The sequence below is a fragment of the Terrabacter sp. P5_B1 genome, from assembly GCF_056400505.1.
On sequence record NZ_JBFULD010000338.1, the window covers coordinates 1 to 4,381 of the forward strand.

Annotated in this window: 5 protein-coding genes; 4 read left to right on the forward strand and 1 reads right to left on the reverse strand. The window is 72.1% G+C overall.

Features of this window, described 5'->3' with window-relative positions; genetic code table 11:
- From AC1DP0_RS18620 to AC1DP0_RS18635, 4 genes are all read left to right on the forward strand, one after another.
- On the forward strand, positions 1 to 543 hold a 543-nt coding region (locus tag AC1DP0_RS18620; protein WP_478087334.1), incomplete at its 5' end, for a CinA family protein.
- Positions 544 to 554: 11 nt separating this feature from the next.
- A complete protein-coding gene (locus AC1DP0_RS18625; RefSeq protein WP_478087336.1) occupies positions 555 to 857 on the forward strand; it encodes a helix-turn-helix domain-containing protein in 303 nt (100 codons plus the stop codon).
- Between the two features lie 17 nt (positions 858 to 874).
- On the forward strand, positions 875 to 1,750 hold the full coding sequence (locus AC1DP0_RS18630; RefSeq protein WP_478087339.1) for a serine hydrolase: 876 nt from the start codon (positions 875 to 877) through the stop codon (positions 1,748 to 1,750).
- Positions 1,747 to 2,853, forward strand: a complete 1,107-nt coding sequence (locus tag AC1DP0_RS18635; RefSeq protein ID WP_478087341.1) for a dipeptide epimerase — start codon at positions 1,747 to 1,749, stop codon at positions 2,851 to 2,853. Before AC1DP0_RS18630 ends, AC1DP0_RS18635 begins: the two co-directional genes overlap by 4 nt.
- Before the next feature lie 60 nt (positions 2,854 to 2,913).
- Here the strand turns inward: AC1DP0_RS18635 and AC1DP0_RS18640 are convergent.
- A partial coding sequence (locus AC1DP0_RS18640) for a DUF3352 domain-containing protein (RefSeq protein ID WP_478087343.1) occupies positions 2,914 to 4,381 on the reverse strand: 1,468 nt, incomplete at its 5' end.

Here is a 4,381-nt window from a genome sequence, read left to right on the forward strand (position 1 = left end):
GCACTGACCGAGGCCGGTCAGACGCTGGGGTGCGCCGAGTCGCTGACGGCTGGGCTCGTCGCCGCCACCGTGGCCGACACCGCCGGGGCCTCCGCGGTGCTGCTCGGTGGAGTCGTGGCGTATGCCGCCGAGGTCAAGACACTGCTCCTGGACGTGCCCGCCGACCTCGTCGCGCGGGTCGGCACGGTCGACCCTGCCGTCGCCGTCGCGATGGCCGAGGGCGTACGCCGCCGGCTGGGGGCGACGTGGGGCCTGGCGACAACCGGGGTGGCCGGTCCGGGCCCGTCGGAGGGCAAGCCCGCAGGCACCGTGCACGTGGCCGTGGCCGGCCCGTCGGGAACAGCCACGCGCGCGCTCGAGTTGAAAGGGACCAGGGCCGAGATCCGGTCGGCGACCGTCGAGGCGGTGCTCCGGCTCGCGGTGCAGGAGTCCGGCGCCACGCGCCAAACCCCTGCGCCGCCGTGGGACCCTCGGGGTACGGTAGGGCTGTCGGGTCACCCCGGCGGTGACCCCGCACCCGACACCGCCACACCAGCGACCTGAAGGAGGACGGCATGACGACACTGTTGCGACGCGAGCTCGGTGACGTCCTGCGCGAGCGCCGCCGCGCCCAGGGCCGCACCCTCCGTGAGGTCTCCGCCACGGCCTCGGTCTCCCTCGGCTATCTCAGCGAGGTGGAGCGCGGCGAGAAGGAAGCCTCCTCGGAGCTGCTCGCCTCGATCTGTGGCGCGCTCGCCCTGCCGCTCTCGCAGGTGCTCATCGACGTGTCCAGCCGGATGGCCGAGAGCGAAGGTCTCGCTCCGACCGTCACGCTGCCCGTCGCGTCGGACGACGTGGTGTCCGCCTCCGCCGCCTGATCGTCTACCGTGCTGGGGTGCTCAGCCCCTTCTCGGACCTCGACTCACGTCTCATCCTCGTCACGACCGGGCACCACTTGCCGGCGTCGGAGCCAGCCGTCGTTTCGGTGTGGCTCGGCGACCTCGACGGTCGGTCCCGCTACGAGCACGACGCGCTCGCGCCCCACTACGCCGCGTCCACCATGAAGCTGCCTCTCGTCATCGCCGCCTTCCGCCGCGTCGTCCGCGGCGAGCTCGACCTCGACACGCCGGTCAGGGTCTCGGGCACGTTCGCGTCGGTGCACGACGGGTCGCCGTTCGACCTCGACGAGTCGGACGACCAGGACCCCCGGACGTGGGCAGCCGTCGGCGACACCCGCACGCTCGCCGAGCTCGCCGAGCAGGCCATCACCCACTCGAGCAACATCGCGACCAACCTGCTGATTGACGTCGTCGGCCTCGACGAGGTCGCGGAGGTGCTCCGCATCGTCGGCTGCTCGCCGGCGATGGTCGTCGGACGCGGCATCGAGGACGCGGCCGCCCGCACGGCGGGCATCTCGAACACCGTGACCGCTGCCGACCTCGGGCTCGTCATGGCCGCCGTCGGGCGCCGCGAGCCGGCCCTCGGCGGCGACCACGTGCTGGCCCCCGTCGAGGCGATGCTGGCCCGCCAGGTGCACGTCGACCAGGTGCCCGCCGGGCTGCCGCCGGGCACGCCGACGGCGAGCAAGTCAGGCTGGATCCCCGGGGTCTCGCACGACGTGGCGCTGGTGCGTCCCCCTGGCGAGGAGCCGTTCGTCCTTGCGGTCTGCACGACCGTCGACCTCGATGAGACCGAGGCCGCGGCCTTCGTCGCCGGCATCGCCCGGGACGTCTGGCGGGCCGAGCACCCGGCGGGGGAGGAGCAGCCATGACGACCATCGAGCGGGTGACGACGACGACCATGTCCGTGCCGCTGCACACGCCGTTCGTCACCGCGCTGCGCCGCACCGGGACGACCGACACCGTGGTCGTCACCATCACCGACAGCGACGGCCGCACCGGCTGGGGCGAGGCGCCGCAGGTCTGGCAGGTGACGGGGGAGTCCCTGGCCAGCGCCACGGCCTGCATCGAGGCGATGCTCGCTCCGGTCGTCACCGGCCAAGAGCTCGACGACCGGGATGACCTCGCGGCCGCGGCAGCGGGCGTCCAGCGCGCCGTGGCCCGCAACTTCGGTGCCAAGGCCGCGGTCGACGCGGCCCTGCACGACCTCGTCGCCCAGGCGGAGGGGACCTCGGTCGCCGCGGTCCTCTCGGCCCGACCGGACGGCATACGCGACGTGCTGACCACCGACGTCACCCTGTCGGCAGGTGCGGCTGACGCCCTCGCCGACGCGGCCCGCGCGCGGGTGGCGGAGGACTTTCGCACCCTCAAGATGAAGGTGGGCACCGACGCGGCCACCGACGTGCAGCGCGTCGCGGCGGTCCGCGATGCCGTCGGGCCCGACGTCGCCATCCGGCTGGACGCCAACCAGGGCTGGACCCGCGAGGAGGCCGTCCAGGTCATCCGGGCGCTCGAGGTCGCCGACCTCGGGGTCGAGTTCGTCGAGCAGCCGGTCGTGGCCGACGACGTCGAGGGTCTCGCCTGGGTGCGCGAGCGTGTCGGCCTGCCGGTCATGGCCGACGAGTCCTGCTACGGGCCCTTCGACCTCGAACGGATCATCCGGCTGCGCGCGGCCGACCTCGTCAACGTCAAGCTCGCCAAGTGCGGGTCTCTCACGGTCGGCCGGGACATGCTGCGCCGCGCCCATGACGCCGGGCTGCGCACCATCGTCGGCTCGATGATGGAGAGCCACGTCGGGGTGGGCGCCGCGGCCGCGCTCGTCGCCGCCGAGCCGACGACCGAGGTCAGCGACCTCGACGCCGCCTGGTGGTCGGTGCGTTCGCCGGTGGACGGCGGAATCTCCTACGCCGGCAACCGGATTCGCGTGCCCATGTCGAAGGGCTTCGGGATCACGGGTTTCGCAGCGGCCGGCTGACCGATCGCTGCACGACGAAGGGCCCCGCCGAAGCGAGGCCCTTCGTCGTGCAGGTCGAGATCAGTTGCCCACGACACGCAGCGTGAAGGTGCCCTCACCCTTGCCCGTGGTCGAGGAGTTGACGCCGACGGCGCGCAGGGACTCGAGGAACGTCTTGGCCTCGCCGTCCACCTGTCCCTGGGTCAGCTTGTAGACCTTGTCGAGGTCGACGAAGAGCGTGACGCTGGAGCTGCTGACGTCGCCGACGGCCAGCTTGAAGGCGTCGCTGTCCCCGAGCTTGCCGCCGGACTTCAGGTCGTCGGCGTAGCCGGGCGTCGTGGCCACGAAGACCTTGTCGCCCTCGACCTTGTGCGTCAGCATGTCACTGGTCGCGCCGGTGGCGTCCATGAGGCGGCCGACGATCTCGTCGGCACGCTTGGCATCGCTCGAGACGACCTTGGCGCCGATGGTGGGGACGTCCGACTTGAAGTCCTGGTCGGGCATCGCGACGGTGAACGACCGGCCGAGGAGGACCTTGAGGTCGTCCGGGAGCTTGACGTCGAGCTGCTGCTCGATCTGGCCGATCGGGTCGGACGCCCCATCGGCGGAAGAGAGGCTCTCGATCTGCTTCTTGAGTGCGGGCCACGCGCCGTCGAGCATCTGGTCGGCGCCCGAGATGTTGAGGGCCCCCAGCGTGTTGGCCGGGAGGGACGCGATCTCGGCACCGTCGCCCTTGACCGACGTGGCCCCGTCGGCGCCGCGCACGATGCCGGCCATCTCGACGTAGTCTGCGTCGAAGCGCAGCGCAGCAGCGAACCGGCCCTTGGCGCCGGCCGTGGAGACGGCGTTGAGGCCGGCCGTCCCGCCCAGCTTCTGGATCTCCCCGAGGCCCTTGCCCATGTCGAACCAGGCCGACATGATGCCCTGCTCGCCCAGCGCACCCATGTCCTGCGTGAAGGTGGCGTTCTGGGCCAGCGAGCCCTTGTCGACCGCGGCCAGGGTGGCGTCTCCCACGCCGGACGGCGTGACGATGGCGTAGCCGTCCTTCATGCGCAGGTCCGTGTCGCCGCTCTTGTCGCACGCGAACAGCTTGGTCAGCGTGTCCTTGGCGGCCGCCTCGTCCTTGACCTGGATCGCGACGGCGACGTTCGGGGCCTTCTCAGTGCCCCCGGGTCGGATGGCTGCACCGACGCGGTCGCCGAGCCAGGGCGCGATGTCCTTGTCGTAGCCGAACTTCGCGACGCAGTCGTTGCTGGAGTTCTTGGAGGCCATCTCCCAGAGCTTCTTGCGAGGGTCGTCGCTGCCGAGGGTGTCCTTGACCTGCGGGAGCGTGCCGAGGAAGCGCACCGCGGCGATCTTCTGGCCGGCCGAGGGGTCGATGTCGAGGCGGAGGTAGGCGTACGCGTCGCCGGGCAGGACGTCGGCGGGCTGGGAGCCCCCTCCGCTCAGGCTCTGGAAGGCGAACGCGCCGGCGCCGCCGAGGACGAGCGCCGTCGCGACGCCGCCGATGAGCAGACCGGTCCGCTTGCGGCCACCGGCGACCTTCGGC